At 54.2% G+C, this 13,234-nt stretch carries 18 protein-coding genes and 1 tRNA gene; 12 read left to right on the forward strand and 7 right to left on the reverse strand.

The window, feature by feature from the left end:
- On the forward strand, window positions 1-917 hold a 917-nt coding region (locus tag PEL01S_RS34500; protein WP_371860703.1), incomplete at its 5' end, for an ATP-binding protein.
- On the opposite strand, the gene PEL01S_RS14005 is transcribed toward PEL01S_RS34500, so the two are convergent.
- Both PEL01S_RS14005 and PEL01S_RS14010 read right to left on the reverse strand, forming a co-directional pair.
- The gene (locus tag PEL01S_RS14005) at window positions 900-1,874 is read right to left on the reverse strand and encodes an EamA family transporter (protein WP_127460723.1); all 975 of its coding nucleotides are present in this window, start codon (window positions 1,872-1,874) and stop codon (window positions 900-902) included. The genes PEL01S_RS34500 and PEL01S_RS14005 overlap by 18 nt on opposite strands.
- A gap of 64 nt (window positions 1,875-1,938) precedes the next feature.
- On the reverse strand, window positions 1,939-2,700 hold the full coding sequence (locus PEL01S_RS14010; protein ID WP_127460724.1) for a glucose 1-dehydrogenase: 762 nt from the start codon (window positions 2,698-2,700) through the stop codon (window positions 1,939-1,941).
- Between the two features lie 230 nt (window positions 2,701-2,930).
- On the opposite strand from PEL01S_RS14010, the gene PEL01S_RS14015 reads away from it, so the two are divergent.
- Together PEL01S_RS14015 and PEL01S_RS14020 are read left to right on the forward strand one after the other, a co-directional pair.
- Entirely contained in the window at window positions 2,931-3,218 is a 288-nt protein-coding gene (locus PEL01S_RS14015; RefSeq protein WP_127460725.1) for a hypothetical protein, read from the forward strand.
- A gap of 25 nt (window positions 3,219-3,243) precedes the next feature.
- Window positions 3,244-3,729 carry a hypothetical protein gene (locus PEL01S_RS14020; RefSeq protein WP_239551332.1) on the forward strand — a complete coding sequence of 162 codons (486 nt, stop codon included), beginning with the start codon at window positions 3,244-3,246 and terminating at the stop codon, window positions 3,727-3,729.
- Here the strand turns inward: PEL01S_RS14020 and PEL01S_RS14025 are convergent.
- A complete protein-coding gene (locus PEL01S_RS14025; RefSeq protein WP_108530775.1) occupies window positions 3,655-4,701 on the reverse strand; it encodes a YkvI family membrane protein in 1,047 nt (348 codons plus the stop codon). The two genes, PEL01S_RS14020 and PEL01S_RS14025, sit on opposite strands and share 75 nt — an antisense overlap.
- Before the next feature lie 211 nt (window positions 4,702-4,912).
- On the opposite strand from PEL01S_RS14025, the gene PEL01S_RS14030 reads away from it, so the two are divergent.
- The gene (locus PEL01S_RS14030; RefSeq protein WP_127460726.1) at window positions 4,913-5,524 is read left to right on the forward strand and encodes a DedA family protein; all 612 of its coding nucleotides are present in this window, start codon (window positions 4,913-4,915) and stop codon (window positions 5,522-5,524) included.
- Between the two features lie 46 nt (window positions 5,525-5,570).
- On the opposite strand, the gene PEL01S_RS14035 is transcribed toward PEL01S_RS14030, so the two are convergent.
- On the reverse strand, window positions 5,571-6,296 hold the full coding sequence (locus tag PEL01S_RS14035) for a DUF4309 domain-containing protein (RefSeq protein ID WP_127460727.1): 726 nt from the start codon (window positions 6,294-6,296) through the stop codon (window positions 5,571-5,573).
- 311 nt (window positions 6,297-6,607) lie between these two features.
- On the opposite strand from PEL01S_RS14035, the gene PEL01S_RS14040 reads away from it, so the two are divergent.
- Both PEL01S_RS14040 and PEL01S_RS14045 read left to right on the forward strand, forming a co-directional pair.
- The gene (locus PEL01S_RS14040) at window positions 6,608-7,177 is read left to right on the forward strand and encodes a xanthine phosphoribosyltransferase (protein ID WP_127460728.1); all 570 of its coding nucleotides are present in this window, start codon (window positions 6,608-6,610) and stop codon (window positions 7,175-7,177) included.
- Between the two features lie 138 nt (window positions 7,178-7,315).
- Window positions 7,316-7,639, forward strand: coding sequence for a hypothetical protein (locus tag PEL01S_RS14045; RefSeq protein ID WP_025849236.1), 324 nt, complete (start codon window positions 7,316-7,318; stop codon window positions 7,637-7,639).
- A 92-nt stretch (window positions 7,640-7,731) separates the two neighbouring features.
- Here the strand turns inward: PEL01S_RS14045 and PEL01S_RS14050 are convergent, their stop codons facing one another.
- The gene (locus PEL01S_RS14050; protein ID WP_063187306.1) at window positions 7,732-8,040 is read right to left on the reverse strand and encodes a hypothetical protein; all 309 of its coding nucleotides are present in this window, start codon (window positions 8,038-8,040) and stop codon (window positions 7,732-7,734) included.
- A 128-nt stretch (window positions 8,041-8,168) separates the two neighbouring features.
- On the opposite strand from PEL01S_RS14050, the gene PEL01S_RS14055 reads away from it, so the two are divergent.
- Genes PEL01S_RS14055 through PEL01S_RS14065 form a run of 3 tightly spaced genes read left to right on the forward strand, consistent with a single transcriptional unit; the run spans window position 8,169 to window position 9,416 of the window.
- On the forward strand, window positions 8,169-8,396 hold the full coding sequence (locus PEL01S_RS14055) for a hypothetical protein (protein WP_127460729.1): 228 nt from the start codon (window positions 8,169-8,171) through the stop codon (window positions 8,394-8,396).
- Window positions 8,393-9,160 carry an adenosylcobinamide amidohydrolase gene (locus PEL01S_RS14060; protein WP_127460730.1) on the forward strand — a complete coding sequence of 256 codons (768 nt, stop codon included), beginning with the start codon at window positions 8,393-8,395 and terminating at the stop codon, window positions 9,158-9,160. The genes PEL01S_RS14055 and PEL01S_RS14060 overlap by 4 nt, the downstream gene beginning before the upstream one ends.
- A gap of 34 nt (window positions 9,161-9,194) precedes the next feature.
- Window positions 9,195-9,416: a DUF1387 domain-containing protein gene (locus PEL01S_RS14065; RefSeq protein WP_218032549.1), complete on the forward strand. Its 222-nt coding sequence runs from the start codon at window positions 9,195-9,197 to the stop codon at window positions 9,414-9,416.
- 16 nt (window positions 9,417-9,432) lie between these two features.
- Here the strand turns inward: PEL01S_RS14065 and PEL01S_RS14070 are convergent, their stop codons facing one another.
- Both PEL01S_RS14070 and PEL01S_RS14075 read right to left on the reverse strand, forming a co-directional pair.
- Window positions 9,433-9,654: a hypothetical protein gene (locus PEL01S_RS14070; protein WP_127460732.1), complete on the reverse strand. Its 222-nt coding sequence runs from the start codon at window positions 9,652-9,654 to the stop codon at window positions 9,433-9,435.
- A 268-nt stretch (window positions 9,655-9,922) separates the two neighbouring features.
- Complete coding sequence (locus PEL01S_RS14075; protein ID WP_127460733.1) at window positions 9,923-10,954, reverse strand: LCP family protein; 1,032 nt, start codon at window positions 10,952-10,954, stop codon at window positions 9,923-9,925.
- Between the two features lie 198 nt (window positions 10,955-11,152).
- On the opposite strand from PEL01S_RS14075, the gene PEL01S_RS14080 reads away from it, so the two are divergent.
- From PEL01S_RS14080 to PEL01S_RS14090, 3 genes are all read left to right on the forward strand, one after another.
- Window positions 11,153-11,237, forward strand: a tRNA-Leu gene (locus tag PEL01S_RS14080).
- A gap of 216 nt (window positions 11,238-11,453) precedes the next feature.
- Window positions 11,454-11,936, forward strand: a complete 483-nt coding sequence (locus tag PEL01S_RS14085) for an RrF2 family transcriptional regulator (protein WP_063187316.1) — start codon at window positions 11,454-11,456, stop codon at window positions 11,934-11,936.
- Window positions 11,937-12,314: 378 nt separating this feature from the next.
- The gene (locus PEL01S_RS14090; RefSeq protein WP_127460734.1) at window positions 12,315-13,226 is read left to right on the forward strand and encodes an NAD(P)/FAD-dependent oxidoreductase; all 912 of its coding nucleotides are present in this window, start codon (window positions 12,315-12,317) and stop codon (window positions 13,224-13,226) included.
- Window positions 13,227-13,234: the final 8 nt, after the last annotated feature.

Raw genomic sequence — 13,234 nt, forward strand, 5'->3', positions numbered from 1 at the left:
GGCAGCACGCCGAGCTGAGCCGCCAGTCCGCGCTGCTGTCGCAGCAGCTTGAGCGCACGGCCGCGAAGCGGCGGGAGCTGCTCGACGCCGCGCGGGCGGACGGGGAAGAGACGCTGCGGCATCTCCACCGCCAATACCTTCGCCGTCAGGAGCTCCTCGGGGAGCTGAGACAGGATGAGCTTGCGATTCGGACGCTGGTAGGGGAAGCGGGGATGAAGCCGCTCGACGAGAGGCTTGCGAACGTCGCCGGAGGAGAGCTGGAAGAAGAGCGAACGCGTCTGTCGGAACAGCGGGATGCGCTCCGGGAGCGGCTGGAAGCATGCCGGGAGGCAAAAAGCCGCAAACGATTCGAAATCGAACGGCTGACCGAAGGCGGAGATCATGCGGACAAGCTGCAGCAGGCGGAGGAACGCCGTACCGAGCTGAGGCGTTTGATGAAGCGCTGGGCAGTAGTTTCCATGTGCGGAACGCTGTTCGCACAGACGAAACGATTGTACGAGCACGAAAAACAGCCCTCCGTCATGCAGAGGGCTTCCAAGTACTTCGAAAAGATAACATTTGGCCGATTCACGCGGATGATTGCACCGCTCGGCGAGCAGCGCGTATTGGCGGAGAGGGCGAACGGCGAGCTGCTGGATGCGTCCGCGCTCAGCCGGGGGACGGCCGAGCAGATGTACTTGTGCATCCGCTTTGCGCTCGCGGACGAATACGCGGCGTCCGGGGTACGGCTGCCGCTCGTGATTGACGATTTGTTCGTGAATTTCGATGATGAGCGGCTAGGATACGGCATGGAGCTGCTGCAAATGGTGTCCGAGGGCCGCCAACTGCTGCTGTTTACGTGCCACAAGCACGTGCTGGATGCGTATGTTTCGCGTTTTTCCGCAGCATCCGTCCGGCATTTAAGCCGCAAGACGTAATACGATAATGCCGATTAAGGCAAGCAAAAGGCCGCCCGATTCGAGGCGGCTGAATTTTTCTTTCAGGCCGAAGCGGGCATAGAAGAGCACGAGTACGACGTTCATCGCAATGACGACGGAGACAAGTCCGGTGACGCCCGCAGCGAACGCCGGCATGGCCAGGATCATGCCGCAGACGTTGGTTATGCCGACGAACATGCCCCAGATTAAAGTGCGGCCGGGAGACCAGCCACGAGCTATCGCTGGAGCAGGTCCGCTTCCGGTTGCAGCCGCAGAAGCAGCCGCGCGTACCGGGCTGCCGGGCGCCTCCTCCTTCCCTGCGGCCGCTTCTTCATGCCCGATCCGGGTCGCCGCCCGGACGAAGGCTTCTTGCTTCCGGCCAAGCAGCCAAGATGCGGCAAACAGCAGCGAACCGGTGCCGTACATCAACGCCAGCGTGGGCAAGGTGGCGGCCTCGATGAGCGTCGCCTGCTTGGACGAGAGGTCGGTCAAGCCGAAGAACAGCATCGTAATCGCGCCCCAGTGCGCGCCTTGCAAATTTTTGAGCGAAATGTCGTTGGAGTAGCGGATCATCAAAATCCCGGCCACGATCACGATAAAGGCGGCGAGCTGCGCCGTATTAAGCTTTTCGCCCCACAGCACGTACGCGAACAATACGACGACGACCGGCGGAAGCCCGGTGAACATGGCCACCAGCGACGCTTTGCCGACGGAGTACCCCTTATACATCGCCGCGTTGGAAACGAACGAAAACAGCCCGAGCAGCGTACCGATCCACACGGGCTTCGTCCAGGCTTGTCCGGTGACCGCCGCCGCAAAGAGCGCAATCAGCGTACCGGACGCATAGACGCCCAGCAGCAGCAGGTTCCGGTCGATCGGGCGCTGCGACGTCCATTGATATAAGATGCCCCTCAGCCCGAAGCAAAGCGCCGAGGCGGCTGCAAACAAAAACCACATGATGTCTGATTCTCCCGTCGTATGTACAGTTCTACCGCATTGTTTCTCTAAAGCTGGTTGTGCTTTAATCTTCGTAAATCATTTTGACGGTCATGCCGCCGTCGACCACAAGATTTTGTCCCGTAACGAAACCGGCCCCGTCCCCAGCCAAATACAGGCACGCCGCCGCGATATCCGTCGGGGTTCCGACTCGTCCGGCCGGATGCTGCAGTCGGTCCCGTTCGCTGTGCAAGGGGCGGCGCCGTTTGGACGCTTTTTGCCAGTCGGCGGTCTCGATCCAGCCGGGGCTTACGGCATTCACGCGGATACCGTACGGACCGAGGCTGACGGCCATTGCATGAGTCAGCGCCAGCAGACCGCCTTTGGAAGCGGAATACGCTTCGGTGCCCGCTTCCGACATCAGCGCCCGTGTGGAGGCCATGTTCAGAATGACGCCGCCGCCCTGCCGCTTCATCGCCCGGCCCGCCAGCTGCGAGCAGACGAACGTACCGCGCAGATTTACGTTGAGCACCCGGTCGAACGACTCCAGCGGTAGCTCCAGCATAGGGCCGTTCATCCCGATTCCCGCATTGTTCACGAGCACGTCGATCCGGCCGAAATCGTCCAGCATCAGCTTGAACCATCGCTCCACTTCGGTTTCCTCCGCGACGTCCACGGGCAGAAACATACCTTTGCCACCGAGGCTGCGGACCTGCTCCATCAGTTCCATGCCCGCTTCCTTATCCGTATCGGCAACGGACACCTCATAACCGGCCTTCACGAATTCCAGAGCGACCGCCTTGCCGATTCCTTGCGCGCCGCCTGTAACGGCTGCCACCTTTCGCATATGCTCCCCTCCGTGTAAGAAGGCTTCGATAAGAAGCTTTTCTTAATACCATATAATTTGCCACGATCATAGTCAAAAGTATATCCCTTTACAAAATTACATACATCGTATACAACATTTGATGCTCATCATTTCACACGGGAGTACAAAATGACATAGCATGCGTTCTCAGGAAGCTATATAATAAGCAAGTATAAAGTCATGCCCATTTTGAAATGGAGGTACGTGGGGTGAAGCCTGAAGAGCGCGCACCGCGCGAAATTACATACCGGATCGGCTGGAAGCGCGGCACCATCGATCCGAACGGAAGCCGCCCTCCGGCTGCCGTATCCGGACATTCCCCGGACATGTCCATCATCCGGGATTCCCGCTTGCAGCGGTGGAACCGCAGCTATCTGTGGCGCAAGGCGCCTTCGCCGGGCTATCGGACGCTGCAAGTCGCCGTATATGCGATGCCGGTTGTGCTGTTTGGGTTGTTTCTATGGATGGTATACGAGCTTGCCCGGTATGTCCGATAAGATGAAATAGACGAGGTGTTGACACATGTTGATGACGATGCTTGCCTGGCTCGGCGGGGCAATTGGGCTTGTCGTGACGGGATCGGCCGTTTTGCTGGCCTGGACCGTCTATTCGCGGGCCAAAGCCGAAGCTGCACCTTCAGCCGTCCCGGAGGAGGCTGCTGCCCAAGATACGGCGAACCCGGAAGAGCTGCCGTCCATATCCGCTGCTTTGGTCCGGCAGGCCGGCCCGCATTTAGCCCGGTGGACATTTTTCGATTATGCGCTGCTTGCATTGTTTGTGGTCGGCAGCTTGTTTTTGTTTACGGATCTGGTTGCCGTCCTGCGGGATGCCGAGCAATATCCGCCTTATCATTTGGCATATTTGCTGTGCGGTTTTGTCTTTACGCTGGCGGGTATGATTATGATGATCGTCCGGCTCGCGCTGACGATTGCGTCAATTCGTTCCGAACGGCCGTTGCCTGCGCCAGATCATCAGGACCATCCAGGCCATGCTGAGCAGGCCCAGTAACGGGTAGAGCGACGAGAGCAGCGTTTTGAAGCCGATGTGACTCACCACATAGCAGAGCGCAAGAAGGAGCGGCACGATGATCTGGTAAGACACGGAGCTCCGCTGCTCGATCTGCAGCGCCAAGCCGTAAACGTCAGCCAGCAAGGTTGTGAAAATTTCTCCGTAGATCACCAGAATGAACGGAAGCTGCAGGAGCGGGCCGAGTCCGTGAATCAGGTGCCCCATCGGGATGTCGAACTGCGTGATCCCCGGCATTTGGGCGGACAATGCATAATGGCCGGCCAGGAGCATGGCCCCGATACCGATGCCTCCCCAGACGCCTCCCCAATACAGCACCGACCGGTCCTGGATTTGAGCTCCGAGCGGTACGAGCACCGCTTGCGCCATGGTCAGGTTGAAGGCCGCGTAGAGGAGTGGGGAGAACCAAATGCGCTGGGCGGAAAAATCCGATTCCATGTGAAGCCAATTGCCGGCCCCGGGCGTGTCCCACGTAATCCATACGGCAACGCAGCTGAAGCCAATCATGAGCGGAACGATAACGGAGTTTACGGCCATGATCGCCTTCATCCCCCGGACAAGAAGGGCATAAGCCAGCAGCAGGGTAAAAAGCAGCCCCGACTGAAGAGGCAGATTCAAATGCTCGGCGAAAACCGATCCCGCCCCGGCCAGCATGACCGTTGATACGCCGAACAAAGCCACCAACGTGAACAAGCTGACACCGTTACCGACGGTGTTTCCGAATAACAGCCTGTTAAGATCTTCGTAAGACTTGGCGCGGGTATCGTGGGCCAGCAGCATCAGCTTGATGCCCAGCCATATAAACAAGGCGCTGGCGACGCCGATAGTGAAGGTCGCCATCCAGCCATAGCGGGTGAAGAATTGGATAATTTCCTGCCCGGTCGCGAACCCGGCGCCAACAACGGTGCCTACATAGGTGAAGCTGACCTGCAGAATGCTTCCCCATTTTTTCATTCTCTCGCAAGTCCCCCTTTCCAGACGGCTTCCTTCTATGATACAACGTATGAGAAGGGGCCAAGCCTCATGACTTTTTGTTTGCGCCGGACGTGCCAAGCTGTCTGGAGGAAAGCTTGTTCTTGGGTTAACGGACGAATTCTGATACAATGAATAAAGGTTTCGACCGACATCGGCATGATCTGAAATTATTTGGCTGGAGCGTGTGAAGGTGGAGCATCTTTTGCAGATGATTGATCAATACGGGTATATTGCTCTTTATGGTTTGCTTGCGCTCGGCATTGTCGGCATTCCTGTGCCGGATGAAATATTAATGACGACCGTGGGCTCGCTTACGGTAGGACAAAATCCGCTGCTTGATTACGGCACTTCGCTTGCCGTCTGCTTTAGCGGGTCCATGACAGGCATGCTGATCAGTTATTTTTTAGGTCGGACCGTGGGCAAGCCGTTTCTTTACAAATACGGAAAATGGGTCAAGCTAACGCCCGAAAGGCTGGGCGTAGCCGAGGGCTGGTTTCACAAGTATGGCATGTGGGCGGTCACTTTTGGCTACTACGTGCCGGGGGTACGGCACTTTACATGTTATTTGGCCGGCGTCAGCAATGTCGGATTTTGGCGGTATCTCCTTTACGCGGGAACGGGGGGCTTAATTTGGTGCTTGTCGTTTCTTACTCTGGGACACGTCATCGGAATCAATGCTCCGCATATCATTGCGGTGGCTCACAGATATATGGGAATCACGATCGCGATCCTTGTCGCACTTGTCGTCATCATCGGTTATTTTTATTGGCGGCACCGCAAGCGGGCCATAACCCGAACATGAAAAAACCTTGACAGGAAGCTCCTGTCAAGGTTTTTTGCATACGATGCTATTCCGCGAACAATTTGATGGAATTGACCTTCTGCGATTTCGGATCGATATCCAGCTTCAGAACGGCTCCAGTCGCCTTATATGTAAGAACGAAGCTGGTGTTCGAATCCGGCTTGCCGAGCGCTTTGGTTACCTCATCAACCGGATCGCCGAGCTTGAGGCCGTTCAGGCCCGGATTGACGTCGGCGCTTCGGACATCGACAAAATGCAGCTGATTCTGCTTGTCGAAGCCGACGAGGAAATCGGTGTAATCGTACACCGTAATCGGATCGGTGTCATCCTCCATGACGAACTGCTCTTTCGGCTTGCCGAATTTCTCTGTAATTTCCGCAGCGCTCGTTTTGAGCGTCAAGCCCAGCAAGGTCGGCTTGGCCTGCGTATACGGCGACTTGATTTCGATCTTCGGCTTCGTCTGCGCATTGGGCTTCGTTGCCGGAGGAGTCTGCTCGCCTTCCGCTTTGTCCTTGTCACCCTTGTCGGCGCTTGCGAGCGATACTTTATCGGCCTGATTTCCCGCCGGCGTCGCAGGAGTAGGGACAGACGGATTCGTGATCGACTCGTTCTGAGGCAAAGATGTTTCCGTCGGCGTAACGGTCGTCGTTGGCGGAGCCGTTTCATTCGGCTGGGCAGGCGCCGCCGTTTGTTTCGGTTTGCACCCCGTTGTTACCATCATCATGATCATTATAACGGACAAGATTCCGATGAAGGCTTTCTTTCTGTTCATCATGAGCTTCCTTTCCGTGTTACAATTTGGCTGTAACCTCTTTAAATCATACCGTGTACCCCGGCCTCTTCACAAAGAGTAAAAATGCCCAAATCCCCGCCGTTTGCTATGAAAATGCGGGAATTTCATTTTCAAAGCTTCGTTTTCGTTCGGGTAGACATTCTTTCTTATGTTATACCCATTAGACGATGTTTCGAAGCAAAAAGTTGCATCTTTGTTTCCAATTCCGTAAAAGATGGTACTTGAAACCTACTTTGCCGTTATGTTAAGTTTTACGGGAACAGGGAAATGAAAGAGCGGAGGCGTGGAGAATGGAATTATTAAAACAAAAAATCAGGGAAGTGGGCGTGATCCTGTCGGATGAGGTGATCAAGCTGGATGCGATTCTGAACCATGCGGTCGATCCGGCACTGACGACGGCCATGGGACGGGAGTTCGCGCGTTTGTATCGCGACGAGAACGTGACGAAAATTTTAACGATCGAATCGTCCGGCATACCGATCGCATTCGCAGCCGCACAGGAATTGAACGTACCGCTCGTATTCGCCCGGCGCAAAAAGTCGCTCAACACCGAGACGGAAACGTACTGCGAGCGCGTGCCATCGTTTACGAAAGGCATTGTCACCGACATTCTGGTCTCGAAGGAGTTTCTGGACGAAAAAGACCGCGTCGTGCTGATCGACGATTTTATCGCCAATGGCGATGCGGCACGGGGGCTGATCCGGATCATTCGCCGTTCGGGAGCCACACTGCTCGGTCTTGGAGTCGCCGTGGAAAAATCGTTTCAAGCCGGCGGACGCACGATCCGCGAGTCCGGCATACGGGTGGAGTCGCTTGCGAAGATCGCATCGCTTGCAGGCGGAGAGATCCGGTTCGAATAGCAACATTTGTCTCGGCTTTCTGGACGTGAAGCCTTCCATCTGTTCGCTTTTTCCTTTATAATGGATCGTAGGCTGAAAAGTATGAGGTTTAATCTTCGGCCAGTTGGTGAATGACAAAGATGGGGAGGTGCTACTTGCATGGGGAAAGAAATTCCGGCGGATTTTTTCGTGACCAAATTGAATGAGGCGAAAGTACACTTCGAACGTGCCCTAGATTGTAAACATACGGATTTTGATGATCTGTATCCCTATATGATTGAGCATCCTCAATTTTTTTGGTACAAACGCTACGTGGCTTGGTCCGAGCTGCTGACCGTCGTAAAGCTTTGCAAAGAGCTGGATGTCGAGTGGGAACAGCAATTCTCGCAGCAGCAAGTGGACTACATCAACAAACGCGTCATGTCCAGCAAAGTGCTCGATTATTGGTTCGAAACGAACGATACCAAAGAGCATGTAGGATAACGTTGTCCCTAATCATAAATCGAACCTGTACCGGGCTTGCGTCCGCAGTACAGGTTCTTTTGTTGTGGAAGCGGATTGCACAACGGTTGACGTTAAGTCCGGGGCAACACATGCATCGCTTCAATATGCCTTCTCGTATCCGGCGTGCCGAGCTCGTGCAGCATCCGGTAGATTTCCGTCAAGTTCCAGTCGTCCGCGTTGTTCTCTTTATCCGAACGGTTAGATATCGTCGCCCGCACCGCCGTATCCTCTTCGTTCGTGGTAAGCTCCTCGAACATTTCCTGCAGCTTGACGACTTCTTCTTCCGTTGCTTGTATTTCGAACTTGAAGTTGCCGGTCGCCTCTTCCGGCTCTGGCATCTCGCCGCTTCCGACGGCGATATAGTACGTTTTCTTTTCCATGATCTATTCGATCCTCCCATCCGCATCCTGTTATCTATATTTATTGTATCTCCCGAATGATGTATTCTTATTACATAACGAACTTAAATTATAAGCACGATTTCCGAATAAAGGATGGGGATAGTACCGTGATTTCAGACGAACAATTGGATAAATACCGGGTTGAAGGGACGCTGCTGCGGATCGTGCGCGATGCGGACAAGGCGAACGACGTGAAAGGGATCGTCGTTGCATGGGATGACCGTACGGTCATGATCCGCAAGCAGAACCGACGCATCGTCAAGCTGGATCGCAGCTATCATTTTCAGCCATTTCAGGAGCCGCGCATCGAGCTGTTTGAGGGGGAGCCGTCATGACTCCGGAGCAGCCTGCTTCCCGCCGTTACGCGGACGAGCTGGTCTATTCGGACGTTCCCTTGGCCGGTTTTCGGTTCGGCTTCGCAAGCCGCGGCTATGAGAGCTACTTCCTGATCGAGAGCGAACGTCCGCTGCGGACGCTGAATTCCTCCATGTGGGGAGAAGGGTTCGGGGAGTTCCGCCGCTTAATGAACCGGCAGGTGCCCAAGCAATATGCCTCGGACGACCCGCTGGCCGAGATGAATGCTTTTATGGGGGAAAAGGGGCTTGATCCCCAAAATACGGCAGCGCTGCTGACGGCGGCGAGCTTGGCCGATGTTGGACACGAGCATCTTCGTCTCCCCGGGGGAACGGACGTATGTGCATGGGTGACAGCAGGGTTAAGCAATAAGGCGAGAGCAGGCAAGGTATGCGACGTTTCGTCGTTGTTTCCGGGCACGATCAATACGGTGCTGGCGATCGAAGGCCGTTTGACGGACGCTGCGTTCGTCAATGCCGTCATTACGGCGACAGAAGCGAAAACGGCGGCTCTGCAGGATTTGAACATCGTTCTGGAAGAAGGGGGACAGACCGCTACCGGTACGACGACCGACGCGATCCTTATTGCAGCGACGCAGCAAGGCGAAGCGTACCGGTATGCGGGAACGGCGACCAGGTTAGGCTATGCGGTCGGGCGAACGGTCTACGAGGCAACGAAGCGGTCCGCAGCGCAGTGCCTGAAGCGAATGGGAGGGTCTGGTATGAGTCCGTCCGGATTCGGTTAAGGTAACAACATCGTGAAATGAGAGGGGGAAGATGATGGATCAGGATCAGCCGTTTGAAGAAGCCGAGCTGTTGCTGCAGCCGTATTATTTGCTGCGGATACGCTCGGAAAGCGGAGGGGCATCAGGCGAGGTATGGCTGCGGAATAAAGAAGGACATGGCGCAGATACGCATTTGTTCCACGTTCCACGGCAGGAAAGCGCGGAGGAGCTTAAACGCTGGGCCGAGCGGGCGGTCCGGGCCTATGAGGAAGGCTGACGATTTGACCGCCGCATCATGACCGGAAGGCGGACAACAACAGCAGCAGGCCAAGCGTCGCGAGAAGACTGATCGTGACGAACACAAGGCTGCCCAGCAAAAGCAGCAGGCCGGGGAATACGATTCCCAGAAGAAAAGCGCCGCCAGCAACCCACAGCAGCGCCTTGAGCGTCAGCTTCAGCAAGCCCCACAGCGCCAAAGCGAGCAAAATGCCTCCCAAGATCTGCAGCAGCACCATAAGATCGATCCCTCCTGTAGGAAAGTATATGGCGCAACGGAAAAAACATGTCATGCAGCCGGACAAGTCATGATCTGCCGCGATGCGGCATACAATGGGTTCTACCATACCCCTTGGGAGGCGGTGCCATTTGAAGCAAGGCTCGGCATTGAAAGGAACCGTGATCGGCATCGTCCTGACGCTGCCGATATGGGTGGTAATCATATGGCTTGTGCGCAAATGGCTGGCCGATTAAGGAAACCCTTTCCCGCTTCGCATGTCCGCTGCTTTAGCGCAGATTTTCGCGGACTAGCTCCTTCAGCCGTTCCTTATCGGGCTCCCAGTACCAGAGAGGAGAGCGAACAAGCGGATCGGCTGCTACGACGGATTTGCCGGGAATTTGCATATATTTGATATCCTGGCCTCTCATGCCCTTGAACAGCCAGGCGAGGCTGAGAAGATCGCTGTCGGTCAAGTTCGTGTCGGCCAGCTCCTTTTTGGCCTGCTTCAGAAGCCCCGGAAGCTCGGTTATTTTCTCCGGCGCCAGCAGCTTCTGTACGACGGCGCGCATCACCTTCATGTGGTCCGTCTGTCTTCCGAAGTCGCCGTCCTCCAGCGAATACCGTTCCCGGACGTAAGCCAGCGCGGTTACCCCGTCCAAATGCCGGTTTCCCGCTTCCAACGGCGTTCGGGTCATGGACAGCCACATGTCTTTGGGAATGTCTACGTCGATGCCTCCGATCGTATCGATAAAGGTGACGAATCCGGAAAAGTTCGTCTTCACGTAATAATGAACCGGAATCTGCAGCAAGTCGCTGACGGCTTGAATCGCCGCTTCGGTTCCCGCGTTCTTTCCGCCATCCATTTCAGCCATGAAATGCGCGTGGTTTATTTTCGTTAAGCCGATCCCGGGCAGCGGGACTCGGGTATCCCGTGGAACGGAAATGAGATTGACCTTTTTCTCGGCGGGAATGACATGAGCGAGAAGAATGACGTCCGTACGGGCGGTTTGGCCGCTCGTCGTGTCCAATCCGAGTATTAGAGCGTTAAAGGCGGTTGATTCGTTCAGGTATGCGGGAGGAACCGGCTTGTCGGGTGGGGGAGAAGCTAAAGCGGTTGAAGCTTCGACAGCTAACGGGTCGTTCGGTAGAGACTGAGAATGGCTCGGAGGATCTGTGGAGGTGGCAGCAGAGGGCGTGGCAACAACCGGATGCGTTTTCATTTCAAAATGGCGGGAGGGCTCCAAATCACGATACAATAGCCCGAGACCAGCCCCTGCGAATACGATAACGGCAAGCGTGTAGAGCTTCCATCGTTTCAAGGGAAATCACCTGGTTTCCTATGGAATTAGATACAAAATGTAACTTTATATGGATTATTAATACAAATTGTATCATAATATGATTTGTAAAAAAATATGATGCATAAAATGTTTGACTTCGGACTTGAACGATGATATGATACTCCTTGTCCCCTTGAAAGAGCTGCTTTCGGGCAACCAGTCAAGGCAAGGAAATATGCGGTCGTGGCGGAATTGGCAGACGCGCACGGTTCAGGTCCGTGTGGGCTAACCCCCCGTGGAGGTTCGAGTCCTCTCGACCGCATCATACCCGATTATGAACCCTTCCTAGGAAGGGTTTTTTAATTTTTTTTAGTGGGACCGCAAGAAGCTTTCAAACCTTTAAACCTGCTGAGGCGGTGCTATTGCATAGTATATTTAGGATTAAGTTTGTTTTATCATTGCAAAACGTTGTCAAATCGTTTATTGTGGATATCGTAGGTCCATTTTAATAACGATTATATGAAGGGAGGAGGAAGACATGCAATTCTCTAAAAGTACAGATTACGCCCTGCACGCCTTGATACATTTGGGTCAATCGGAGCATCCTAACAACATCGGAATCAAGGAATTATCTGCGACACTTGGTGTTTCAGAAAGTTATTTATCCAAAATCATGTCCAAGTTGAGGCAGGATGGAATCGTACGCGCTGTGCCGGGGGTGAACGGCGGTTACGAGCTTGCACGGCCAGCCGAACAGATTACTTTTCTTGATGTTATTCAAGTGATTGAAGGAAGACAGCAACTGTTCGAATGCTCGAATTCGAATTCACGGCAGCATCTATTGTTAGCTGAAGAGGGGACTGTACGGGATCAGAAACGTCAAGGAAAGTGCGAATGTTTGGTTGCGAAAGTGATGAATGGCGCGGAACAGCATTTGCACCAATACTTGCGAGAACGCACGATCCAGTCCGTACTGGATGAGGCTTTCAAGCGTTGCGACTATGAAGCAGACAAGAAGTGATACGCTTCTTGTGCATTAATTATGGATATTATAGATCGATATTGTTAGAAGGCTGAATATAGTTACATAACACTTCTTTTTTAAGTCAATTAAAGATAACTGGGAGAACTGAGAATATGCAAGCAGTGGCGACAGAAGGACAGCATAATGCGGTACATCGGCGTCGGTTGCGGTAAGTATCATGTCTGTGGGCATGAGCAGCTTTTTGAAGCAAACGGCAGACCAGGCGGACTCAGCAAACGTGGCGCTTGCTTTGACAGCAGGTATACAACATGTTTTTGATATTGCTATTGTTGTTGGGATTGTAGGTTTCGTCTTCTCTCTTTTCATGAAGCGAAGTTCACCTATCGGAGCACTAACGAGGAGGGTTAAACAATCATGAACAAAGTGGATGTAGTGATTATCGGGGGAGGTCCCGCCGGTTTGAGCGCCGGACTTATACTGGGACGCGCGAGGAAGCAGACGATTGTCATTGATGAGGGACGTCCTCGCAATGCCGTGACCCGGGAGGCGCACGGGTTTTTGACGCGGGACGGAATCAGCCCGGGTGAATTCCGACGTATTGCGAAGGAGCAGCTGCGCGTCTATCCTTCGGTTTCCCAAGCGGAAGATACCGTTGTGTCGATCACGGGTGAGGACGGGTATTTCTTGCTGGAGACGGCCACAGGGATGAAGATCGCCAGCAAAAAGCTGTTGTTTGCCGTTGGCATGAAGGATCGCGAGCTTGGGATTCCGGGATTGGCCGAGGTTTACGGGAAGAGCGCGTTTGTTTGCCCGTATTGCGATGGTTGGGAATTAAGGGATGAGCCGCTAGTTGTCATTAGCAGAGGAGCGGCACTCATGCATTTTGCTCCATTGTTGTCGGGGTGGACGAAGCGGTTTGTTGTTTGCACGAATGGCCCCGATGAATTGAGCGAGGCTGAACGCGATGAATTGCGGGATCATCATATTCCGCTATTCGATACGCCCATTCGTGCCATTTTATCCAGCGAAGGCATGGTGAACCATGTTGTGCTTGAGGATGGGACAGAAATTCCGTGCACGGGAATCTTCTTCAAGTCGGAACTGGTTCCGGGAACGGATTTGCCGCAGTCCCTTGGCTGCCGCATATCGGATACGGGGGTGATTGCAGTCGACGAATTTGGAAAATCCAGTGTCCCTGGCATTTACGCAGCGGGTGACGCGTCTTCACTAATGCATCAATCCATTGCCGCAGCCGCATCGGGGGCTTTAGCTGCGGCAGCAATAAATGGAGAATTAAATCGGGAAGCTTGGCAGAAAACCCAATGAATGATCCA

Source organism: Paenibacillus elgii NBRC 100335, assembly GCF_004000865.1.
In the GTDB taxonomy this organism is placed as follows: domain Bacteria; phylum Bacillota; class Bacilli; order Paenibacillales; family NBRC-103111; genus Paenibacillus_G; species Paenibacillus_G elgii.